General features: G+C 66.8%; 18 protein-coding genes. 11 read left to right on the top strand and 7 right to left on the bottom strand.

The window, feature by feature from the left end; all coding sequences use genetic code 11:
* Nucleotides 1–81: 81 nt before the first annotated feature.
* The 5 genes from A5708_RS16865 to A5708_RS16885 all read left to right on the top strand — a co-directional run bounded on the left by A5708_RS16865 (nt 82) and on the right by A5708_RS16885 (nt 6,165).
* On the top strand, nt 82–1,200 hold the full coding sequence (locus tag A5708_RS16865) for an ABC transporter substrate-binding protein (RefSeq protein ID WP_065029725.1): 1,119 nt from the start codon (nt 82–84) through the stop codon (nt 1,198–1,200).
* The gene (locus tag A5708_RS16870; RefSeq protein WP_065029726.1) at nt 1,200–2,342 is read left to right on the top strand and encodes a spirocyclase AveC family protein; all 1,143 of its coding nucleotides are present in this window, start codon (nt 1,200–1,202) and stop codon (nt 2,340–2,342) included. The genes A5708_RS16865 and A5708_RS16870 overlap by 1 nt, the downstream gene beginning before the upstream one ends.
* A complete protein-coding gene (locus A5708_RS16875; RefSeq protein ID WP_065029727.1) occupies nt 2,335–3,339 on the top strand; it encodes an SDR family oxidoreductase in 1,005 nt (334 codons plus the stop codon). Before A5708_RS16870 ends, A5708_RS16875 begins: the two co-directional genes overlap by 8 nt.
* Before the next feature lie 9 nt (nt 3,340–3,348).
* Nucleotides 3,349–4,566 carry a cytochrome P450 gene (locus tag A5708_RS16880; protein ID WP_065029728.1) on the top strand — a complete coding sequence of 406 codons (1,218 nt, stop codon included), beginning with the start codon at nt 3,349–3,351 and terminating at the stop codon, nt 4,564–4,566.
* 114 nt (nt 4,567–4,680) lie between these two features.
* Entirely contained in the window at nt 4,681–6,165 is a 1,485-nt protein-coding gene (locus A5708_RS16885) for an aldehyde dehydrogenase family protein (protein ID WP_065029729.1), read from the top strand.
* A gap of 3 nt (nt 6,166–6,168) precedes the next feature.
* On the opposite strand, the gene A5708_RS16890 is transcribed toward A5708_RS16885, so the two are convergent.
* Nucleotides 6,169–6,417, bottom strand: a complete 249-nt coding sequence (locus tag A5708_RS16890; RefSeq protein WP_065029730.1) for a hypothetical protein — start codon at nt 6,415–6,417, stop codon at nt 6,169–6,171.
* A gap of 365 nt (nt 6,418–6,782) precedes the next feature.
* Here A5708_RS16890 and A5708_RS16895 point away from each other — a divergent pair, with 365 nt between their 5' ends.
* Entirely contained in the window at nt 6,783–8,051 is a 1,269-nt protein-coding gene (locus A5708_RS16895) for a cytochrome P450 (RefSeq protein WP_065029731.1), read from the top strand.
* Between the two features lie 44 nt (nt 8,052–8,095).
* Nucleotides 8,096–8,839 (top strand): lysophospholipid acyltransferase family protein, encoded by a 744-nt coding sequence (locus A5708_RS16900; protein WP_231117938.1) that lies wholly within the window; start codon nt 8,096–8,098, stop codon nt 8,837–8,839.
* A gap of 10 nt (nt 8,840–8,849) precedes the next feature.
* Here the strand turns inward: A5708_RS16900 and A5708_RS16905 are convergent, their stop codons facing one another.
* Entirely contained in the window at nt 8,850–10,286 is a 1,437-nt protein-coding gene (locus A5708_RS16905; protein WP_065029733.1) for a WS/DGAT/MGAT family O-acyltransferase, read from the bottom strand.
* 178 nt (nt 10,287–10,464) lie between these two features.
* On the opposite strand from A5708_RS16905, the gene A5708_RS16910 reads away from it, so the two are divergent.
* Nucleotides 10,465–11,613, top strand: a complete 1,149-nt coding sequence (locus tag A5708_RS16910) for a thiolase family protein (RefSeq protein ID WP_065029734.1) — start codon at nt 10,465–10,467, stop codon at nt 11,611–11,613.
* Nucleotides 11,610–12,401, top strand: coding sequence for a crotonase/enoyl-CoA hydratase family protein (locus tag A5708_RS16915; RefSeq protein ID WP_065029735.1), 792 nt, complete (start codon nt 11,610–11,612; stop codon nt 12,399–12,401). The genes A5708_RS16910 and A5708_RS16915 overlap by 4 nt, the downstream gene beginning before the upstream one ends.
* Before the next feature lie 75 nt (nt 12,402–12,476).
* On the opposite strand, the gene A5708_RS16920 is transcribed toward A5708_RS16915, so the two are convergent.
* From A5708_RS16920 to A5708_RS16930, 3 genes are read right to left on the bottom strand one after another with little or no spacing between them, the layout of a single operon-like run.
* Nucleotides 12,477–13,493 carry an NAD(P)/FAD-dependent oxidoreductase gene (locus A5708_RS16920; protein ID WP_065029736.1) on the bottom strand — a complete coding sequence of 339 codons (1,017 nt, stop codon included), beginning with the start codon at nt 13,491–13,493 and terminating at the stop codon, nt 12,477–12,479.
* On the bottom strand, nt 13,490–13,990 hold the full coding sequence (locus tag A5708_RS16925) for an isoprenylcysteine carboxyl methyltransferase family protein (RefSeq protein WP_065029737.1): 501 nt from the start codon (nt 13,988–13,990) through the stop codon (nt 13,490–13,492). The genes A5708_RS16920 and A5708_RS16925 overlap by 4 nt, the downstream gene beginning before the upstream one ends.
* A 20-nt stretch (nt 13,991–14,010) precedes the next feature.
* Nucleotides 14,011–15,105 carry a type III polyketide synthase gene (locus A5708_RS16930; protein ID WP_065029738.1) on the bottom strand — a complete coding sequence of 365 codons (1,095 nt, stop codon included), beginning with the start codon at nt 15,103–15,105 and terminating at the stop codon, nt 14,011–14,013.
* Nucleotides 15,106–15,176: 71 nt separating this feature from the next.
* Between A5708_RS16930 and A5708_RS16935 the strand changes: the two genes are divergently transcribed.
* Together A5708_RS16935 and A5708_RS16940 are read left to right on the top strand one after the other, a co-directional pair.
* Nucleotides 15,177–16,325 (top strand): NAD(P)H-binding protein, encoded by a 1,149-nt coding sequence (locus A5708_RS16935; RefSeq protein WP_065029739.1) that lies wholly within the window; start codon nt 15,177–15,179, stop codon nt 16,323–16,325.
* On the top strand, nt 16,322–17,047 hold the full coding sequence (locus tag A5708_RS16940) for a CPBP family intramembrane glutamic endopeptidase (protein ID WP_065029740.1): 726 nt from the start codon (nt 16,322–16,324) through the stop codon (nt 17,045–17,047). The genes A5708_RS16935 and A5708_RS16940 overlap by 4 nt, the downstream gene beginning before the upstream one ends.
* Before the next feature lie 6 nt (nt 17,048–17,053).
* Here the strand turns inward: A5708_RS16940 and A5708_RS16945 are convergent, their stop codons facing one another.
* Both A5708_RS16945 and A5708_RS16950 read right to left on the bottom strand, forming a co-directional pair.
* The gene (locus A5708_RS16945) at nt 17,054–18,394 is read right to left on the bottom strand and encodes a DUF2867 domain-containing protein (protein WP_065029741.1); all 1,341 of its coding nucleotides are present in this window, start codon (nt 18,392–18,394) and stop codon (nt 17,054–17,056) included.
* Between the two features lie 90 nt (nt 18,395–18,484).
* The gene (locus tag A5708_RS16950) at nt 18,485–19,297 is read right to left on the bottom strand and encodes an enoyl-CoA hydratase (RefSeq protein ID WP_065029742.1); all 813 of its coding nucleotides are present in this window, start codon (nt 19,295–19,297) and stop codon (nt 18,485–18,487) included.
* Nucleotides 19,298–19,337 lie beyond the last annotated feature (40 nt).

Below are 19,337 nucleotides of genomic sequence, written 5' to 3' on the forward strand. Positions count from 1 at the left end.
TGCATACCGCCCCCGCTAGGGTCTGAACAAATATTAGGTTTTTCGGATCGGCGCGTGCAATTCAGTCAGCTGGGAGGTCGGATGTCCTACGAGAGCAGCGCAGAGCCGATCAAGGTCGGCTACCTGATGGACTTCAAGCTTCCGCCGGGGTTCCCCGAAGACCTGTTCGCCTCCTTCACCCAGACGTTCGACCTCATCTTCGAAGAAGCCGTCGCCCAGGGCCTGATGGACCGTCCCGTGCAGATGATCTATCGCGAGGTGGAGGGATTGCCCAAGGGTTCGGTCAAGGCGGTGATCGATGCGTATGGCGAACTGGTCGACGAGGGCTGCCTGGTGGTCTTCGGTCCGAACATCACCGATAACTGCGTGCCGTTGCGAGAAGCGATCGAGGAACGGTTCAAGGTACCCGCGATCAGCGTGACCGGTACCGACGACTGGCTGGGCGAGTGGACGTTCTCCTTCCCCCAGGGATCGATGACCGATGAACCGATCTTCCTGGCCGACCTCATCGCCAAACGCGGGCTCGGCGAAATCGGCGTCCTGGTCGAGCAGAGCCTCATCGGTGAGAGCTACCTGAAGAACCTGCGAAGCGCTTGCCGGCGCAAAGGCATTCGGATCGCCGCGGAAGTTGCCATCGCGCAGACGGCCCAGGACATCAACGCCGCGGTGCAGACGCTGCACGAGGCGAAGGCCGAGGCGATCGTGCACCTGGGCTTCGGCTTCGGAATCGTCTTCATCAACCCCGCACTCGAGTCCCTCGGCTGGGACCCGCCGCGCTTCACCACGACGGCGTGGCAGAACGCCTGGGTGAACCCGATCATGTGGAACGCGTTCATGGGCTGGACCGGTGTCGACCAGTATGACGAGGCGAACCGGATCGGTCAGGACTTCCTCGACAGCTACGCGACGAAGTACAACGGCAGCCGGCCCGAGTTCTGCGTGACCGTGGTCAACCGCGACGTCGCCGCGACACTCGTGCGCGCGTTCACCGACGCACATCCGTTGAGCCCCCGCGGCGTCAAAGAGGCGCTGGAGCGGGTGAAGATGATGCCCGCCGCGTCCGGCGCGCCCGGTACCCGCGTGTCGTTCGGCAAATGGACACGCCGGGCCTGGATGGGTGCCGGGTATCTGGTGGCACGCACCCTCGACGCCGACGGCATCAACTCGCACTTAGTGGATCGCTTCGGAGAGGAAGACTGATGTCCACAGAGCAGACCACATCGCCCGCCGAGCAGGAGGAACCGTCCGCCCCACAGCGAAAAGCCAAGCGCGGCTGGGGCGGATGGATCGCCGGCGCGGCGCTCGCCGCCTTCGCGCTGTTCTTCATCGCCAATTGCCGTGTGGCCCTTGACCCTCGAGTCGCGAACCCGAACGTGCAGGGCCGGCCGCGTCCGGTGAAGTTCACGTTCGGGCTGGACTACATCACCTTCCTGGACTGGGCCACGGTCGTGGCGCTGATCGTTTTGTTGATTGTCTTCATCAGGGGTTGGCGCCGCAATCCCGGTAGCCCGGTGATGTTGATGTTCCTGTGCACCACGCTGATCGTGTGGCAGGACCCGATCATGAACTGGTCGCCGTTCGCGGTCTACAACCCCGATCTCGTTCACTGGCCGGAATCCTGGCCGTTGGTGTCGTTGTCGCCGACGGTCGAACCGTTCGTGGTCTTCGGTTATGTGATGTTCTACTTCGGCCCCTACTTTCCGGCGGTCTGGTTGCTGCGCAGACTGCAGGCAAAGTACGGGCCCACCAGCTATGTGTCGCGGCATCCCCTGGTCAGTCTGGGTCTGATCACGCTGGTGATCGGGTTCATTTTCGACGCCTTCCTGGAAAACATCCTGATCCACTGGGGCATGTACATCTACTCGCAGGTGATCCCGTGGGGATCGGTGTTCACCGGCACCACTTTCCAATTCCCGCTGATCTGGGAATCGTTCTCGGTGTGCTTCGTGATGGTCCCGGCTGCGATCCTCTGCTACCGCGACGACACCGGTAAGTCGGTGGCGGAAAAGCTTGCCGCAAAAGCGAAGTTGTTCCCGTCGCGTCCGGTGCTCGGCACCTTCCTGGTGATGTTCGTCATCATCAACGTGTCGTACTTCGCCTACGGCGGCTGGTTCTGGGCCATCAAGGTCAGCCATGCCGCCACCTCGGTTGCGTGCCCGTGGCCGTATCCGGAAGCCAAAGTGTATGACCCGCAAGGGTATTACGAGAAGGCGGGCGCCCAGGGCCCCTACTCGGTCGGGATCTGGTCGACCTGGGCCAACGGGGAGCCCAACGGGCGACCCCACGTCATCCCCCCGCCGCCCGGTGAGGGCGCATGTGCGACGGCGGGCCAGCATGGCTGAGCCGCGCACAGTCGTCATCACCGGCGCGTCCCGCGGACTGGGCTTCGCCTCGGCGGTGCGGATGTATAAGGAGGGTTGGCGCGTGGTCGCGGCCATGCGCACCCCCGACCAGGGAATGCCACTGCTGCGCAACGCTATCGGAGCCGGCCCCGACGACGAGCGGTTGATCGGCGTCCAGCTCGACCTGACGGACAGCGCGTCGATCGCCGCGGCGGCCAAGACAATCGAAGAAGCCGTAGGCGCACCGTACGCACTGGTGCACAACGCGGGCATCTCCGCCGCCGGAATGGTGGAGGAGACCGACATGGCGTTGTGGCAGCGCATGCTCGCCACCAGCGTCCTGGGCCCCGTCACGCTCACCCAGGCCCTGCTGCCGTCGATGCGGGCGGCGGGTCAGGGGCGAATCGTCCTGGTGTCCAGCGCGGCCGGGGTGCGGGGCCAGCCTGCCACCGCGCCGTACTCCGCGGCCAAGGGAGCGCTGGAGCGGTGGGGGGAATCGATGGCGTGCGAAATCGCGCCGTTCGGCCTGGGTGTCACCGTTCTGGTGGCCGGCACGTATGACACCGAGATCATCACCGACGCCGGTACCACCGATGACCGCAACTTCGGTGGACCGTATGCCCGGCTGCACAACACCATGAACAGCCGCGGGCGCTTCGCGATGAAGTTGGCGCGGCCGCCGGAGCGGTTCACCGACGGCCTGCTCAAGGCGATTGATGACCGGGGAGCGTTTCGCCGGCGGGGTATCGGGCCGGATGCCTCGATGCTGTTGGTGGCCAACAGGATCCTGCCAGCGTCGGGCATGCACCACATGTCGCGGATCGTGCTGGGCATCCCCCGGCAGGGGTCGATGCGCGGCGGGGCGTGGCCGTTGACGACAAGTCAAAAGGCGATGGTCTTCGTCGCTCGTGTTCTTCCGCAGCCGGTACTGCAGCGCTTGGCCGCGGTGGCGGGGCGGTTCTCGTCGCAGAAAGATGCGGCACCGCAAGGGGATTAGAGGGGAATCATGGAACAGCTTTTCGACGACTTAGATGATTTCGGCGCCTTCGATGACGCGATATCCGGTGATGTGCGTGACCCGTACACCGAATTGGCGCGGCTGCGCCACGAGGAACCGGTGCAGCGACTCGAGACGTCGGGAGCGCTTCCGCACGAGGAAGGGCTGCCGATGTTCATCGTGTATCGCCACGAGGACATCCAGCAGATGTTGCGCGACAACGAGAAGATCTCCTCGTCCGCGGTCATCGCCGCATTCGGGCCCGTGCTGGGCGAAGGCGTGATGCTCGGCATGGACGAGCCGATCCACGGCCGGTTGCGTTCATTGGTATCGAAGGCGTTCTCGCAGAAGTCATTGGCGCGCTGGCAGGACGAGTTGGTCGGCCGTGTGGCGAACGGCCTGATCGACAAGTTCGCGTCCAACGGCAAGGCTGATCTGGTCAAGGAATTCACCTTCGACTACCCGAGCCAGATCATCGCGGGATTGCTGGGCTTGCCGGAAGAGGACTACCCGCAGTTCCAGCGGTGGTCGATTTCGCTGCTGAGCTGGCTGATGAACCCCGAACGCGGACTTGCCGCCTCGGCCGCCCTGTGCGACTACTTCGCGCCGATACTCGAGGCCCGCCGGGCCGAGCCGAAGGATGATCTGATCAGCGCCCTGGGTGCGGCCGAGATCGACGGGGAGAAGCTCGCGGACGAGGAGATCTTCTCGTTCCTTCGCCTGCTGTTGCCGGCGGGCGTCGAGACGACCTACCGCGCACTCGGCAGCCTGCTGCTGGCGTTGTTGTCGGATCCCGCGCAGCTGGATGCCATCCGCGCGGATCGATCTTTGCTGCCCCAGGCGATCGAGGAGGGCGTGCGGTGGGAGTCACCGCTGCTGACCATCACCCGGGTCGCCACCCGCGACACCGAACTCGGAGGCGTGGCGATCCCGGCCGGCGCGACGGTGATGCCGATGCTCGGTTCGGCGAACCGGCAGGAGGATCGCTATCCCGATCCGAACACGTTCGACATCCACCGGGAGGCCCGGGCACATCTGGGCTGGGGGCATGGCGTCCACGTCTGCCTCGGCATGCACCTGGCGCGGCTCGAGATGCGCACCGCCATCAACCTTCTGCTCGACCGGTTGCCCAACCTGCGGCTGGACCCCGGGGGGAACGACCCGCATATTCGCGGCCAGGTCTTCCGGTCACCGACGTCGGTCCCGGTGCTGTTCGACCCCCAATAACCGGCCCCGTCCGAGGCTCCACTTGCCAATCGGCTAGTTTCCAGTAAGGCTCCCCGTAGGGTAACCAGTGCTCTGCGGGACGCCCCTCTAACAAGTCAGAAGAGAGTGACAGATATGACTGAGGCTGTAAAGGTCCGCTTCGAGCCGAAAATGATGATCGACGGCAAGCTCGTCGAGGGCCGGGCCGGCACCTTCACCAACATCAACCCGGCGACCGAGGAGTCGCTCGGCGAGGTTTCGGACGCGTCGAAGGAGGACATGCACCGGGCCATCGACGCCGCCCGGCGCGCCTTCGACGAGACCGACTGGTCGACCAACAAGGAGCTGCGCAAGCGCTGCCTGCTGCAGCTGCACGAGGCGATCGAGTCCGAGATCGACGAGCTGCGCGAGGAGCTCATCCTCGAGGTCGGCTCGCCGCGGGCCATCACGTTCGGACCCCAGCTGGACGCCCCGCTGGAAGACGGGCTGAAGTACCCCGCGCGCCTGATCGACGAGTACGCGTGGGAAACCGACCTGGGCGACAAGGTGATCAGCCTGACCGGCACGCTGACCACCCGCAAGGTGTGGCGGGAGCCGGTGGGCGTGGTCGGCGCGATCGTGCCGTGGAACTTCCCGTTCGAGGTCACCCTCAACAAGCTCGGCCAGGCGCTGGGCACCGGCAACACCGTGGTGCTCAAGCCGGCCCCCAACACCCCGTTCAACGCGAACCGGCTCGGCCGCCTGATCGCCGAGAAGACCGACATCCCCGCGGGCGTCGTCAACGTCGTCACCGCCTCGGACCACTTCGTGGGCGAGGAGTTGACGCTGTCGCCGAAGGTCGACCTGATCTCGTTCACCGGCTCGACGGTGGTCGGCAAGCGGATCATGGAGAAGGGCGCCGCGACCATGAAGCGGCTGTTCCTCGAACTCGGCGGCAAGTCGGCCACCATCGTGCTGGAGGACGCCGACTTCGGCACGGCGTGCATGGTCGGCATCGCGCCGTGCATGCACGCCGGTCAGGGTTGTGCGAACCCGACCCGGCTGCTGCTGCCGCGGTCCCGCTACGACGAGGGCGTCGAGATCCTCAAGAACATCTATGAGAACGTCACGTGCGGCGATCCGCAGGATCCTGGAACGCTGTGTGGGCCGGTGATCTCGCAACGACAGTTCGACCGCGTGACGGATTACATCAAGAAGGGCGTCGAAGAGGGCGCGACGGCGCTGGTCGGTGGACCCGGTGCAGAAACCGGTTTCGACAAGGGATACTTCATTCGGCCAACGCTTTTCACGAACGTCGACAATAAGATGACCATCGCGCAGGAGGAGATCTTCGGCCCGGTCCTGTCGGTCATCCCGTTCGACGACGAGGAGGACGCGATCCGGATCGCCAACGACAGCGTGTACGGGTTGGCCGGCAACGTGTTTGCGGGTTCGCTCGAGCGTGCGCTGTCGGTGACCCGCCGGATCAAGGCCGGCTTCATGGGCGTCAACGGCGGCGCCCCGTACGGCGCCGACACACCGTTCGGCGGCTATAAGGAAAGCGGCGTGGGACGTCAGAACGGCATTGCCGGATTCGACCAGTACACCGAGATCAAGTCGGTCGCCTACCCCGCCGGCTAGGAATCACCCTTCGACGAGATTGCCGTCAGGGTCGGGGTTTTCGGGCTGAATCGCGACCGTGGCGGCAATCTTGGTGTGACCCGGCGGCAGCGGCCGTTTGAGTGTGCAGACGATGCTCCACTCGAAGTAGTGGTCACCGCCGCTGTCGTATTCCTTGAATCGGTGGGCAACTTGGGTGCGTTGCACCGAGGATCCCACGATTTCCCAGCCCTGCTCGCCGTAGGTCGTCGTCAGGCGGTTCGCCTGTTCCAAGACCGCTTCCAACGACTCGTGGGTGTGCGAGATGAAGGTGCTCTCCCATCGCTGGGGATATTACGCGCCGTCCGACGCCAGCCACCAACCGGGCCCGGGTGCAGGAGTGCTCACATCCGGGGACCATATGCGCCGTCGACCCAACAGAAATGAACTGCAGGTGACCGTCGCTGTACGCAACGCCGAAGAACTGGCGTCAACAGCGCGGATGGTGCGAGAGGTCCCGCCCAGAGTGGGCCATCGTGCGACCGCAACCGGGGTGGCCAGCTTGACCTAATATTTGTTCAGCTCTAGATTGGCAGGAGAGGTTACGTCGCCCGGGTTGACGTTGGTGGGGGCGGTTACGTTGATGCCTAGGAGTCCTGTTGAGCGAATTCGAAAAGGTTGATTTCTTCACTGACGTGTCCCTGATTCCGGACCCGTACCCCTACTTCGATCATCTGCGGGCGCGCTGCCCGGTGCTGCCGCGGCCGGATCAGGGTGTCATGGCGGTGACGGGACACGCCGAGGCGCTTGCCGTCTACAAAGATCCGGCGTTCTCGTCGTGTGTCTCGGTCGCCGGGCCGTTTTCGGGGTTGCCGTTCGAGCCCGAGGGCGACGACATCGGCAGCCTGATCGAACAACATCGCTCGCAGATCCCGATGAGCGAACACATCGTGACTCAAGATCCACCGGAGCACGCCCGGACGCGAGGTCTGCTCAGCCGCCTGCTGACACCCAAGCGGCTCAAGGAAAATGAAGACTTCATGTGGCGGCTCGCCGATCAGCAGCTCGACGAGTTCTTGTCCCGCGGCAGTTGTGAATTCCTGGACGACTATGCGCGGCCGTTCTCCGGGTTGGTGATCGCCGATCTCCTGGGAGTTCCCGTCGAGGACCACGAAGAGTTTCGGGATGTTTTCTCGGGCAAGTTCTCCGGTGGGGTCGAGGACGACTCGGTGACGCGCGCGCACAACCCGCTGGAATACCTCGACGACAAGTTCACCACCCACATCACCGAACGCCGCCGGCAACCACGCGAAGATGTGTTGACCGAGCTGGCCCAGGCGAAGTATCCGGACGGCTCGACTCCCGAAGTCATCGACGTGGTCCGGCTGGCGACATTCCTGTTCGCGGCCGGCCAGGAAACCACGACCAAGCTGCTCAGCTTCGGGGTCCGCACGCTCGCCGAGAACCCGGACTTGCAGAAGCTGCTCCGCGAAGACCGCAGCCGGATACCGAATTTCGTCGAAGAGACGCTGCGCATGGAGAGTCCGGTCAAGTGCCACTTCCGGATGGCCCGCACGACGACCTCGATCGGTGACACCGACATCCCGGCGGGCAGCACGGTGATGCTGCTGCCCGGCGCGAGCAACCGTGATGCACGAAAGTTCGAGCAGCCCGACGAGTTCCGCATCGACCGGCCGAACGTGCGCGAGCATGTCGCCTTCGGTCGCGGTAATCACTCCTGCCCGGGCGCACCGCTGGCCCGTGCGGAAGGGCGAATCTCGCTGAACCGCATACTCGACCGGATGGCGGACATCGCCATCACGGAGGCTGAGCACGGGCCGCCGGACGCCCGCCGCTACACCTACGACCCGACGTGGCAGATGCGGGGTCTGAGCGAGTTGCACCTCGAGTTCACGCCGATTTCGTGAGTGACCGCGAAATCGGCGAGTGGGACCCAGGCTTCACCGAGCGCATGGTCGGTGCGGTAGAACCGTTGGCGCGGGCCTGGTTTCGCTTCGACGTGCGTGGGCTGGAATTGCTGCCGCCCGATGGCGGTGCCTTGATCGTCGGCAACCACTCGGGCGGCATGCTCACGCCGGACGTGCTGATCTTCGCCGCGGCCTTCTACCGCAGGTTCGGCTACGGGCGTCCGCTGTACACGCTCGGGCACGACGGGATGTTCGTCGGGCCGATGTCGGGATGGTTGGGTCGCCTCGGGGTCATTCGCGCTTCCTCCAAAAACACCGCGCGAGCGCTGCAGTCCGGAGGTGTGGTGCTGGTGTTTCCGGGCGGGATCTACGACGCCTACCGGCCGACGCTGGCGGAGAACGTGATTGACTTCAATGGCCGGACCGGATACATCAGGTCGGCGATCGACGCGCGCGCGCCGATTGTGCCGATGGTCTCCATCGGTGGGCAGGAAAGCCAGTTGTTCCTCACCCGCGGCACCTGTCTGGCGAAGCGGTTGGGCCTGTCGCGCTTGCGGTCCGACATTCTGCCTATCACCTGGGGCCTTCCCTTCGGGCTCAGCATGATCTTGCCGCCCAATCTGCCGTTGCCTACCAAGATCGTCAGCGAAGTACTGGAGCCGATCGACGTCGCCGCGCAATTCGGCGACACACCGGAGGCCACGGACGTTGACGCACACGTCCGTACGACCATGCAGGACGCCCTGGACGGGCTGGCTCGCGAGCGACGCTTTCCCGTTCTCGGCTGACGGCGGCGCCTCACGGTTTGAGCGTAACCGGCGGCATCGCGCTCTGCACGGCGGCCACGTCATCGGAAAAGCCTGCCGCAGTGCGGATTTCGCAGAACGCGCTGACCATGGCGTCGGTGAGTTCGTGGGTGTCGTCCAGGGTGCGGTCGTCGGCGATCACCGAAACGTTGAGCTGATCGACGTAGCTCCACACGGTGATGTTGATCCCACAGGCGGTGATCAGCGGTCCGGCGGAATAGATTTCGCTGATCGGGGCGCCGGCTAAACGGCCACGCTCGCGCGGCCCCATCACGTTGGAAATCGGGATGTTGAACAACCGGTTTCTGGTGTTCCGCCGGTCCAGCCAGCTGAAAACCAGAGGAGCCGCCGCGCCCGGTAGGTAGCTGATCAATCTGCCATACAGTTGCGGGCCGAACAGCTCGTTGTTCTCTTTGGCGATCGTCGTTGCCACGGACGTCAGCCGAATCCGCTGCAGCGGATCGTCGATGTGGGTGGGTAGCGACACCGCCATCCCACCGAGCTCGTTGCCGCTGATCCGCTGCGGCGACCTGTCCGTGGTGGCCGGGACCGAGGCGACCAGGGGCTGGTCCGCGCTGCCGTCGTAACGCAAGAGCAGTTCGCGCAATGCACCCGCCGCGATCGCCATCACCATGTCGTTGATGGTGATCCGCAGCTGTTTACCGGTCTGTTTGACCTGCTCCAACGATAGGGTCGCGGTGGCGAAAGTCCTTGCCGGAGAAACTTTGTGGTTGATGAATGTCGACGGTGCGTGCAGCATCCGGGCGAGGTCTGGCTGCTCGCCGCGCTGCCGGGCGCGCTGCCGCAGCCGACGCGCCCCGGCGAGCGCCTCGGCCATCACCCCGGGTAACGCGGCGGCCTGCCGAGCGTGATCCTCGGCGGCGGCGCGCAGCAGCTGCGCCGTCGAGGGCGGAATGCACGTCGTGTCATTGTCCCGCTCGTCCTGCACCGGGCCGGTCAGGTCCATGAGTCTGGCCAGCAGATTGGCGGAGGCGACGCCGTCCGCCAAGGCGTGGTGCATTTTGCCGATGATTGCGAATTTGTGATCAGCCATGCCTTCGGCGAAGTGGAACTCCCACAACGGACGGCCGCGATCCAGCGGAACGCCGGCAATCTGCCCGATCACCTCGTCGAGCTCTCGGCGCCCACCGGGGGCGGGCACCTGGACGCGCCGCACATGGTAGTCGAGGTCAACTTCGCAATTCTGCAGCCACATCGGATGGTGCAGTCGCCATGGGATGTCGATCAGCTTGTAGCGCAGCGGCTCCAGCCGATGCAGTCGCCGGCGTAGCGTGTGCCGAAAAACGTCGAAGCTGACCTCGCCGTCGTAGTCGGCGGCATCGATGATTGCCACCTTCAGGGTGTGTGTATGCAGGCTCGGCGTCTCGCTGTACAACAGCATCGCGTCCATACCGTTGAGCCGCTTCACTCGACCATTATCGCCCTGCACCGTGGGCAATGAGAACAAAATTCTGGTTCGCAGGCACCGCTGAGCGCCGGCTTCCGTGCCCAGGACCACCCCGGGCTTCGCCCGCCCAACCCCTTGGTTGACAATCGACGCAAGACTCCACTCTTTTCGAAGTCCACGTGTCAAAGGAGACAAGACCATGGCTGAAGCCGTCATCGTCGAGGCAGTGCGTTCACCGATCGGCAAGCGCAACGGCGGATTGTCCGGGGTGCACCCGGCGGATCTGTCCGCTCAGGTGCTCAACGGCCTGGTCGACAAGGCCGGCGTCGACCCGGGCCTGGTCGACGACGTCATCTGGGGCTGCGTCATGCAGGCCGGGGAGCAGGCCCTCGACATCGGACGCACCGCGCTGCTGACCGCCGGCTGGCCCGAGACCGTCCCGGGCGTGACCGTGGACCGCCAGTGCGGATCCAGCCAGCAGTCCATCCACTTCGCCGCCGCCGGAGTCATCGCCGGGCACTACGACGTCGTCGTCGCCGGTGGTGTCGAGTCGATGTCGCGGACCCCGATGGGCGCGTCGCTGGCCAACGGTGGGCGGCCGTACCCGCAGGCCTTCCTGGACCGCTACGAGGGCCAGATCCCCAACCAGGGCATCGGCGCGGAGATGATCGCCGAGCAGTGGGGATTCGACCGCACCGCGCTCGACCAGTTCTCCCTCGACTCGCACGAAAAGGCCGCTGCCGCACAGGATGCCGGCGCCTTCGATGACCAGATCGTGGGCATCAAGGACCAGGACGGCAACGTGGTGCTCAAGGACGAAGGCATCCGCCGCGGGACGCCGATGGAGAAGATGGCCTCCCTGAAGCCCGCGTTCAAGGAAGACGGCGTGATTCACGCCGGCAACTCGTCGCAGATCTCCGACGGCTCGGCGGCGATCCTGTTCATGTCCGCCGAGAAGGCCAAGGAACTCGGGCTCAAGCCGATCGCCAAGGTGCACACCGCGACCCTGGCCGGCGCCGACCCGGTGATCATGCTGACCGCACCCATCCCGGCGACCCAGAAGGTGCTGAAGCGTTCCGGGCTGTCCATCGGCGACATCGGCGCCTACGAGGTCAACGAGGCGTTCGCGCCGGTTCCGCTGGCCTGGCTCAAGGACATCGGCGCCGACGAGAAGAAGCTCAACCCCAACGGCGGTGCCATCGCGCTGGGCCACCCGCTCGGTGGATCCGGTGCCCGGATCATGACCACCCTGCTGTATCACATGCGGGACAAGGGAATTCAGTACGGTCTGCAGACCATGTGCGAGGGTGGCGGCCAGGCCAACGCCACCATCGTGGAACTGTTGTGACCCAGGAGCCGGGGGCCCTGGCCGAACGCCGGGGCAACGTGATGGTGATAACCATCAACCGGCCGGAAGCCCGCAACGCGGTGAACGCCTCCGTCAGTATCGGCCTCGGGGATGCGCTCGAAGAGGCGCAGCACGATCCCGAGGTGCGGGCGGTGGTGGTCACCGGCGCGGGCGACAAGTCGTTCTGCGCCGGGGCCGACCTCAAGGCGATTGCCCGGCGGGAGAACCTCTATCACCCCGACCACCCCGAGTGGGGCTTCGCCGGCTACGTCCACCATTTCATCGACAAGCCCACGATCGCGGCGGTGAACGGGACCGCCCTGGGCGGCGGCACCGAGCTGGCGCTGGCCAGTGACCTGGTGGTGGCCGACGAACGCGCGCAGTTCGGGCTCCCCGAGGTGAAGCGGGGGCTCATCGCCGCCGCCGGTGGCGTCTTTCGCATCGCCGAGCAGCTGCCCCGCAAGGTGGGCATGCAGCTGCTGCTGACCGGCGAGCCGCTCACCGCGGCCGCCGCCTGCGAGTGGGGCCTGATCAACGAGGTCGTCCCACAGGGCTCGGTGCTGGAAGCCGCCCTGGCGCTGGCTGCGCGGATCACCGTCAACGCGCCGCTGTCGGTGCAGGCCAGCAAGCGGATCGCCTACGGCGTCGACGACGGCGTCGTCGTCGGTGACGAGCCAGGTTGGGAACGCACAATGCGCGAGATGAAGGCCCTGCTCAGATCCGAGGATGCCAAGGAGGGTCCGCTGGCGTTCGCCGAGAAGCGGGAGCCCGTCTGGAAGGCGCGCTAGTTGTGATCGCGAGCGCGGCGTAGCCGGGCGAATGGGGGCATCTCTTGCTTGCGGGGAGGGTCGCCACCATCGGGACTAGCCGGCCAGGATGTTGACGCCGCGGTCGAACACCGGGGGCAGCAGCGTGCACGTCGGGACGACGGCGCGCCGGACCACCCGCGGCGTGCTGGCCAGCACCAGCGCGCGGGTGAGCAGCCGGTAATCGCGGGTGAGCCGGTGCCACGCCTGCTCGTATGACGCCGGCGTCTCGTTGACGATGGCGTCGACGGCCGCGGCGGACTGTTTGAGCGCCAGGCTGATGCCCTCGCCGGTGAGCGCGTCCTCGTAGCCGGCCGCGTCGCCGACCAGCAGCACACGCCCCGCGACCCGGCGCGAGACCACCTGCCGCAGCGGGCCGCAGCCGCGGTGCGGCCCCGGGTCGGCGCCGTGCAACCGGCGGGCCAGCCGCGGGAACCAGGCCAGGTCGGGCCTGCCACGTGACAGGATCGCGACACCGACCAGATCCGGCTCGACCGGCGTCACGTACGCCTCGCCCCAGCGCGACCAATACACCTCGACGTATTCCGACCATGCCGGCACCCGGTAGTGCCACCGCACGCCGTAGCGGCGCGGTGTCCCCGCCGTCGCGTCGATTCCGACGGCGCGCCGGACCTGGGAATGCAGCCCGTCGGCCGCCACCAACCATCGCGCGCGCACTCCCGCGGCCGAGACGCCGTGCGCGTCTTGCGCGACGCTGGTCACCCGCGTGCGGATCCAGTCGGTGTCTTGCTCTTTGGCCCGCGCGGCCAGCGCCGCGTGCAACGTGGTGCGCCGGACGCCGCGTCCCGGCCCGCTGCGAAAGCGTGCCTGGGCCCGCCGTCGTTCACTCACGTAGGCGATCCCGTGGAAAGGCATGCCGACGGGATCCACGCCCAGCGAGGTCAGTTCGGCCAGCCCGCCGGGCATCAAGCCCTCGCCGCAGGCCTTGTCGATGGGGCCGTCGCGGGGCTCGGCCACGATCACCGAAAGTCCTTGGCGGCGAGCGTGTAACGCCGTGGCCAGCCCGCCCGGTCCGCCACCAACGATCAACAGGTCCGCGTCGTAGTCGCTCACGTGTAACCCAACGCGGAGTTCTCTACCCGCAGGCGCACCCTGAGCACCGCGGCGTTGGCCAGCGTGAAGATGATCGCGGTCAGCCACGCCGTATGCACCAGCGGCAATGCCACCCCCTCAGCCACCACTGCAACATAGTTCGGATGGTGCAGCCAGCGGTAGGGACCCTGGCGCACCAACGGCGCCTGCGGCAGAACGATCACCCGGGTGTTCCATCGCCGCCCCAGCGTGGTGATGCACCACCACCGCAATGTCTGGCTGGCCACCACCACCGCCAGCATCGGCCAGCCCAGCCATGCGATGAACGGCCGGTGCAGCGCCCACGGTTCGACGAGGCAGCCGACCAGTAGCCCGGTGTGAATGATCACCATCACCGGGTAGTGCGCGCGACCAAACTCCTTGGCGCCCTTGGTAAACGACCAACGTGCGTTGCGGGTGGACACCACCAGCTCCGCGACGCGCTCGAGTCCGACCGCGAGAACCAGCAGGTAATACATGGTTACAGTCTTTACCAGCCCTACCAGGCCAGCAGCACCAGCTCGGAACAGAACGCCGGGCCCATGGCGATCATCAGGCCGATCGACCCCGTCGGCGGCGGATCGGCCATGTTGGCCGCGAGCACGTCGAGCACCGAGACCGACGACAGATTTCCATTCTCTCGCAACGAGTTTCGCGTGTGATCGAGCGCGTCCGCCGGGAGGTTCAGGGCGCTCTCGACGGTTTCGATCACCCGCGGTCCGCCCGGATGGCATACCCACGTCGCCACATCGCGCGGGGTCAGGCCGTGGTCGGCGAGAAAATCGCGGACGTCGTCGCCCAGGTATTTATCGGCGATGATGGCGACGTCGGCGGACAGCACGATCCGGAAGCCGTTCCCGCCGATCTTCCAGCCCATGACATCTTCGGTGTCGGGATAGATGTGGCTGCGCGTCGCCAGCACCCGGGGGCCGGTGTGTTCCCGGCCCGCCCGGTGGGCGCCCTCGGTGATCACCGCGGCCGCGCCGTCGCCGAAAAGGCTGGTGGCGACGAGATTGGCAACCGACTTGTCCTGGCGCTGAACGGTCAGCGAGCACAGTTCCACCGCGAGCAGCGCGGCCGTCTGATCAGGAAACGCGCGCAGGTAGTCGTGCATGCGCGCCACGCCGGCGGCACCGGCCACACAGCCGAGCCCGAACAGCGGGACGCGTTTGACGTCCGGCCGCAGCCCAACCCGCGTCGCGAGCCGCGCCTCCAGCGTCGGCACGGCCAGCCCGGTAACCGTCGTGGAAAACACGATGTCGAGCTCCGACGGCTTGACCTTGGCCTGGTCCAGCGCGGCCAGCAGCGCTTGCTCGCCCAAGTCCAGCGCGACCTCGAGATAGGCGTCGTTGGCCTCGGTGAATCCGCTGAGCTCGCGGTAGCGGGGCAGCCGCAGCGCGGTGTTGCGGAACTCGACCCCGCTGCTGCGCGCGAAGCGCTGAAAGTCCGGGCCGGCGATGTCGGTCAGCGCCTGGATGGCTTCACTTTGGGTATAGCGATGAGGTGGAAACTTCACCGCGACGCCGGCGATGGCCGGATCTTTCAGCGCAGTGTCCGTCGAGCCGGCGAAATCACGGCTTCCCCCATGGTCCATGTAGATGTGACGGTGCCGCCGCGCCGTCGGTTCAAATGCCCGCCGCGCGGTCGGGCCGCTAGGGTCGGGGTATGCGGGCTCTGGTCACCGGTGCCACCGGTTATGTGGGATCACGCCTGGTCACCGCGCTGGTGGCCGATCAGCACCAGGTAGCGGCGGCGACTCGAAACCCGGCGCGCCTCAAGCGTTTCGGCTGGTTCGACGACGTCACACCGGTCAAGTTGGATGCCGCCGACCCCGCGTCGCTCGCCTCCGCCTTCGCCGGTTGCGGGCCCGTTGACGTGGCGTATTACCTGGTGCACGCGATCGGTCAGCCCGGTTTTCGCGACGCCGACAAGTCCGCGGCGGCAAACTTCGCGGCGGCGGCCCGTGACGCCGGGGTGCAACGCATCGTCTACCTGGGTGGGTTCGTGCCCGCCGAGGAAGACCTGTCCGAGCATTTGACCAGCCGGGCCGAGGTGGCCCAGGCGCTGACCATCCCGGACGGCCCGGAGCTGGTGTGGCTGGGCGCGGCGATCATCATCGGCGCCGGTTCGACGTCGTTCGAGATGATGCGCTACGTCGGCGACCGTTTCCCACTGATCCCGATCCCGTGCTGGATGGACAACCCCATCGACCCGATCTCCATCCGCGACGTCCTGCATTATCTCGTCGCCGCGGCCGACCGCGACCTGGTGCCTGCCGGGGCGTACGACATCGCAGGCCCGGAAACCACGACCTACCGGGATCTGCTCAAGGCGTATGCGCGCGTCTCCGGCCGCTGGCACACCGGCCTGCCGGTCGGCAGGGTCGACACCTCGCTGGCCTCGCTGATCACCGGCGTCGCGCTGCCGGTGCCGCCGGGGCTGGCGGGCGACCTGGTCGAATCGCTGGACCACCCGATGGTGGCATCGGCCAGCGGCCTGCGCGATCGGGTTCCCGACCCGCCCGGCGGCCTGCTCGGCATCGACGAGTCCATGGCCCTGGCCTTGGCCGGCCGGTCCACGCACCGGCCGCGTCCCGTCAACGCCCTGGCCGATCCGCACCACCTCGCCAACACCGATCCCGCCTGGGCCGGTGGCGACGCGCTGCGCATCCGCCGACTCGCCCGGCGGGTCACCCCCTCCATCGTGCGGCCGACCCTGGGGCTGGTGAACATGGTCCCCGGCCCGGTGGCCGGAGCGGTACGCACCGGCCTCGACATCCTGATCGCCCTGACCCCGAAGGTGCGTCCAGCATGACCCAGTCGACCAGTAGTCCCCACCGCACCGGCGCCTTCACCGAGTTGCGCCGTGCGGTCACCAATGTTGCTGTGCCCCACAATGAATCGCCTGCCATCGTGCGGCGCCGGCGGATCATCGTGGCGATCACGGTGGTCCTTGGGGCCGGAGTGCTCGGGTTCTCGTTGCGGCGCCATCCGGGGGATGCGAGCTTCTATTGGCTGACCCTGGTGTTGGCGGGGGTGTGGACCGTCGGAGCGCTGATCTCCGGTCCGCTGCACCTGGGCGGCATCTGTTGGCGAGGCCGCAACCAGCGGCCGGTCATCACCGGCACCGGCGTCGGCCTGTTGGTGGGTGGCGCGTTCGTCGTGGGCGGACTGATCGCCCGGGAGATCACGCCCGTGGCGGAGTTGATAACCCGGGTCCTGCTCTACGCCCACCACGGTTGGTATCCGGTGATCGTGGCGATCACGCTGATCAACGGCTTCGCCGAGGAAGTGTTCTTTCGCGGCGCGCTCTATACCGCCCTGGGCCGCTATCACCCGCTCGTGATTTCGACGATTCTCTATACGTGCGCGACGCTGGCCAGCGGCAACCCGATGCTCGGCTTCGCCGCGATCATCCTGGGGACGGTGTGCGCGTTCGAGCGCCGGGCCACCGGCGGTGTCCTGGCGCCGGTGCTCACCCATTTGGTGTGGGGGCTGATCATGGTTCTCGCGCTGCCCCCGATGTTCGGCGTCTGACGCCGGTTACCGGGCCGATCCGACGACCTCGCGGGCCAGCGCACGCATTGCGGCGATGTGCACCGGCCGCGCGAAGAACCAGTACACGCGCCCCGGGATGCCTCTCGGCAGAAAGGTAGACCGCTGGGTATAGCAGGTGCCGCGGCCGTCCTGCCCGGCGATCGCTATCTCGAGCCACTCTCGTCCCGGCGCTCGCTTGGTGGAGCGCAGCCGCAACAGGGTTCCCGCAGCGCGCTCCTCGACCTTCCAGCCGGTCGCCCGCGAGTTCACGACGTCCTCCGTCGCCTTCCAGACGTTCCCGGGTTCGGCGGCGGTGGTCGCGGTCTGGACGTTGGTGTAGACGATCTGGCCCGCCCAGTCCGGGTCGCTGGGCAGCGGCTCGGCCGGCTCGGACCGCAGCGAGGACCAGGAGGCGTCGGGGACACCACGAGCGGCGCGCGCTAGCGCGAGTTCGACGGCGCGACGGTAGCCGGTCAGGCCGCCCGGTGGCGGTTCGATGATGCCGTCGATGTCCGAATTACGCATCACCGCATCGCATTCCAGCGATTCGACGAGTGGCCTCGCCAGGCCGGGCGGGATCGGGGTCACCGTCCCCACCCAGAGGCTGGCGATCGTCGGGGTCAAAAACGGCAGCACGATGAGGTAGCGCTTGCCCAGGCCCGCCACGTCGGCGTAGACCCGCATCATGTCGCCGTATTCCAGCACGTCGGGCCCACCGACATCCCAGGTGCGCGACTCCCGGACCGGGGCCGTTGCCGCCGCGGCCAGGTAGTACAGCACGTCGCTCACCGCAATCGGCTGAATCTTGTTGTGCACCCACTTCGGCGTGGTCATCACCGGCAACCGGTCGGTGAGGTGCCGGATCATTTCGAACGACGCCGACCCGGACCCGACGACCACCCCGGCCTGCAGCACCACCGTCTCGAGGGCGGAGTCGATCAGGGCGTCCCCGACGGCTTTGCGCGACGCGAGATGCGGTGAGAGGTCGCTATTTTCGGGATGCAGCCCGCTCAGATACACCACCCGCCGCACCCCCGCGCGCCGCGCCGCCGTCACGACGTTGCGAGCGGAGCGGGTTTCCTCGGCGGCGAAATCCTTCGAGGTTCCCATCGAGTGAACGAGGTAGTAGACGACGTCGATGCCGTCGAACGCGGCGATCAGTGAATCGACGTCACCGAGGTCACCGCGCGCGACCTCCGCCTGTTGCCGCCACGGCGCCTGCGCCAGCTTGTCGGGGTTGCGCGCCAACGCCCGAACGTGATGGCCCTCGTCCAGCAGCCGGGGCACCAGGCGCCCGCCGATGTAGCCGGTCGCTCCGGTCACCAGGCACCGCACCGATTCGGGCATCGATCCTCCGTGGTTCGTCAGTTGGTCTGACGAGGAGGATTACCGCATCGCAGCGGGATTAAGCGTTGCGGCCGATCACCGCAAGAACTTTCAGCGGTCGGTGAAGTTGGGGGCGCGCCGCTGCTGGAAGGCCGTTGCGCCCTCGACGAAGTCGGGCGATTTCAGCAGCACCGACTGACCGTCGAACTCACGCTGCAGGGCCGGGTCCAACTCGGTCAGGGTGGCCGCGTTGATCGCCAGCTTCGTGTTGGCGAAGGCCACCGCCGGGCCGCCCAGCAGCCGTGCGATCACCTTGTCCACCTCGGCGTCGAAATCGCCGGCCGGATAGACCGCGGTGACCAGGCCCCACGACAACGCCTCGGCGGCGGTCAGCCGTTCCGGAAGCAGCGCCATCTGCATGGCCCGGATCCGGCCCACCGCAGCCGCCACCAACGCGGACGCGCCGCCGTCGGGCATCAATCCGATCTTGGTGAACGCGAGCATGAAAAACGCGCTCTCCGAAGCCAGTACGACGTCACAGGCCAGGGCGATGGAGACGCCGACGCCGGCCGCGGGGCCCTGAACGACGGCGACCACCGGGTGCGGCAACGTGGCGATTGCGCGCACCAGCCGGTTGATCTCGAGGATGATTTCGTCGGGCGGGACGCCGCCGCCATCGGAGACGTCGTCGGCGCTGATGCCCGCACCGGAGCTGAAGCCGCGTCCTGCGCCGCCGAGCCGCACCACCTTGACCTCGGGGTCGGTGGCCGCGTACTCCATCGCGTCCGCGATGCCGGTGATCACCGGAATCGTCAGCGAATTCAGGCTGTCGGGCCGGTTGATGGTCACCGACAACACGCCGTCGGACAGCGAGACGTCCAGGCCTGCGACTGGGGTGAGGGTGGCGAGCGCGGATGAAGGCATGGGCTCACCATAAGTGACCGGGGTGCGCGGCCTTCCGGCA

The sequence above is a fragment of the Mycobacterium colombiense genome, from assembly GCF_001672755.1.
GTDB classification, from domain to species: Bacteria; Actinomycetota; Actinomycetes; order Mycobacteriales; family Mycobacteriaceae; genus Mycobacterium; species Mycobacterium colombiense_C.

What these genes read in the sequence shown, in the direction of transcription:
- A5708_RS16865 (WP_065029725.1), top strand. Translation starts at nt 82, where the DNA reads ATGTCCTACGAGAGCAGCGCAGAGCCGATCAAGGTCGGCTACCTGATG.
- A5708_RS16870 (WP_065029726.1), top strand. Translation starts at nt 1,200, where the DNA reads ATGTCCACAGAGCAGACCACATCGCCCGCCGAGCAGGAGGAACCGTCC.
- A5708_RS16875 (WP_065029727.1), top strand. Translation starts at nt 2,335, where the DNA reads ATGGCTGAGCCGCGCACAGTCGTCATCACCGGCGCGTCCCGCGGACTG.
- A5708_RS16880 (WP_065029728.1), top strand. Translation starts at nt 3,349, where the DNA reads ATGGAACAGCTTTTCGACGACTTAGATGATTTCGGCGCCTTCGATGAC.
- A5708_RS16885 (WP_065029729.1), top strand. Translation starts at nt 4,681, where the DNA reads ATGACTGAGGCTGTAAAGGTCCGCTTCGAGCCGAAAATGATGATCGAC.
- A5708_RS16900 (WP_231117938.1), top strand. Translation starts at nt 8,096, where the DNA reads ATGGTCGGTGCGGTAGAACCGTTGGCGCGGGCCTGGTTTCGCTTCGAC.
- A5708_RS16910 (WP_065029734.1), top strand. Translation starts at nt 10,465, where the DNA reads ATGGCTGAAGCCGTCATCGTCGAGGCAGTGCGTTCACCGATCGGCAAG.
- A5708_RS16925 (WP_065029737.1), bottom strand. Translation starts at nt 13,990, where the DNA reads ATGTATTACCTGCTGGTTCTCGCGGTCGGACTCGAGCGCGTCGCGGAG.
- A5708_RS16930 (WP_065029738.1), bottom strand. Translation starts at nt 15,105, where the DNA reads ATGGACCATGGGGGAAGCCGTGATTTCGCCGGCTCGACGGACACTGCG.
- A5708_RS16935 (WP_065029739.1), top strand. Translation starts at nt 15,177, where the DNA reads ATGCGGGCTCTGGTCACCGGTGCCACCGGTTATGTGGGATCACGCCTG.
- A5708_RS16940 (WP_065029740.1), top strand. Translation starts at nt 16,322, where the DNA reads ATGACCCAGTCGACCAGTAGTCCCCACCGCACCGGCGCCTTCACCGAG.
- A5708_RS16945 (WP_065029741.1), bottom strand. Translation starts at nt 18,394, where the DNA reads ATGCCCGAATCGGTGCGGTGCCTGGTGACCGGAGCGACCGGCTACATC.
- A5708_RS16950 (WP_065029742.1), bottom strand. Translation starts at nt 19,297, where the DNA reads ATGCCTTCATCCGCGCTCGCCACCCTCACCCCAGTCGCAGGCCTGGAC.